At 63.6% G+C, this 1811-nt stretch carries 3 protein-coding genes; 2 read left to right on the top strand and 1 reads right to left on the bottom strand.

Translation table 11 applies throughout. From position 1 onward, the window contains the following. Both AC1D1X_RS22170 and AC1D1X_RS22165 read left to right on the top strand, forming a co-directional pair. Positions 1-279 (top strand): Orn/Lys/Arg family decarboxylase (locus tag AC1D1X_RS22170; protein ID WP_477699203.1); only part of this gene is annotated, 279 nt, incomplete at its 5' end. A 60-nt stretch (positions 280-339) separates the two neighbouring features. Next, positions 340-765 carry a DUF3592 domain-containing protein gene (locus AC1D1X_RS22165; protein WP_477671661.1) on the top strand — a complete coding sequence of 142 codons (426 nt, stop codon included), beginning with the start codon at positions 340-342 and terminating at the stop codon, positions 763-765. Between the two features lie 148 nt (positions 766-913). On the opposite strand, the gene AC1D1X_RS22160 is transcribed toward AC1D1X_RS22165, so the two are convergent. Then, positions 914-1771: a DNA ligase gene (locus AC1D1X_RS22160; RefSeq protein ID WP_477699204.1), complete on the bottom strand. Its 858-nt coding sequence runs from the start codon at positions 1769-1771 to the stop codon at positions 914-916. Between the last annotated feature and the right edge of the window lie 40 nt (positions 1772-1811).

Below are 1811 nucleotides of genomic sequence, written 5' to 3'. Positions count from 1 at the left end.
AGCGACGCCTACGCCCACATTGCCCACCGCACGACGGAACGGGTTGAAATCGACCACCTGGAAGGCCGTATCACCGTGGGCCTGGTCACGCCGTACCCGCCGGGCATCCCGCTGTTGATCCCGGGCGAGGTGTTCAACCGGAAAATTGTGGACTATCTGAAGTTCTCGCGCGAGTTCAACGCCCAGTRCCCGGGCTTTGAAACAGACATCCACGGCCTTGTGGAACAGGTGGATGCCAAGGGCAAGACGCGCTACTACGCGGACTGCGTCAAACGCTAGGCAGGAATAAACAGGTACTTTCGTTTGCTATAGTCCTTCCCATATTATTGGGAGGGGAGCATGTTCAAGACGATTCTCTTCGGAGTCCTCGGTGTCATCGTCGGTGCAGTATTCCTGCGCGCGCAGGCCAGCGGGGACAGCGAGTTGCGGCTGCTCATGGCCAGCGGCAAGACGGCGGTGGTCGAGCCGATCAAGGAATACAAAAGTTTTTCCCGCAGTGGCCAGACCATCTACACGGCGGAACTCAAATTCCGCACCGACACTGGGCAAGCCATGACGATCAAGCGCTCGTTCCCCGAGGCCGTGCTGAAGGACTTCGAGGCAGGGCGGCCGGTGAACATCTACTACATGCCGGGTAACCCGAGCCAGGTGGGATTCGCGCAGGAAGCCGGCGGATCATCCTTCCTCAAGTGGGTGGGCTGGTTCTTCGTCATCGCCAGCCTGGGCTACACGGGCCTCGGCCTGCTGGCGAGCCAGAAAAAATAAAGCCGCCTCCCCGGAGCGGTTGCTATATTTTTTGTAGCTGGGGGTGCATGACTAGTGGGCGCCACAGGCCATTTCCCCCGTCAGGTGCGGTGGGCGCAAGGCCAACTCACGTTGGTCTCCGGCGGTGCGCCGATTGGCGGGCCCACCTTTAAAGCAGCTGGTCTTCCCGTACCCGCATGAAGCTGGCAAACCGGGGCAGGCCACCGTCATTGAGTCCGCGAAAGCGGTAGGTGACGGTGCTGCCGACGGGCGKCGGATTCTGGCGCTGCTCATCGTTGAGCCCGGTGCCCAGCTTGAAGCGCCGCGCTGGTTTGCCGTCGGCACCGGGCATTTCCACCAGCAGCGCGCCCAGCATGCCGGCGTACTTCCCCCTGCCGGGAACATGCGCCACCACGCGGGCTTCGGTGTCTTCGTGGGTCTTGACCTTGAGCAGGTCGTCGTTGCGTGCGCCTTTGTAGAAAGACGCGCCGCGGTGCAGCATCAGGCCTTCGCCGCCGCGCTTCACGGTGGTGGCCAGTAACGCCTGCAAGGCGGTGTGGCTTGCGACCTTCGATTGCGCCACGGCCTGCACCCAGGGCTGGTCGATGCGGCTCACCACGCCATTGAGGGCCGGGATCCGCTCGCTGAACGGGCCGCCTTGCGCGGGCAAATCAAACACCATGAAGCGCATGGCCCGCCAGGCAGCGTCGTCCGGGGTTTGCTGGCGCACGGTAGACACCGCCCTGGCAAACTGGCCACGGCCCGCCCACAGCTCGCCGTCCAGGGGTGTTTTGGGCCAGCCTGCGGTAAACCAGGCCGGCGCGGCGATGCGTTCCCCCCCGCGCGTGAGCAGCTGTTCTCCGTCCCAGTAGCCGCGCACGCCGTCGAATTTTTCACTGACCCAATAAYCCTGAAGGGGGACGCCGGGTTGGTACACCTTGGCGAGCATCAGCGGCGGCGCTTGCGCAGCTGCGGATGCCGAAAGCACCGGAAGCGCTGGTGCCAGCAAGCCGGCGAGTGCCAGCAGCCAGTGAAGCGTTTTGAGGCGAAAAAAGACCGTGTTGGCC

Source organism: Polaromonas sp. P1_G4, from assembly GCF_056405475.1.
This window is presented reverse-complemented; position numbering and strand designations above follow the sequence as displayed.

What these genes read in the sequence shown, in the direction of transcription:
- AC1D1X_RS22165 (WP_477671661.1), top strand. Translation starts at nt 340, where the DNA reads ATGTTCAAGACGATTCTCTTCGGAGTCCTCGGTGTCATCGTCGGTGCA.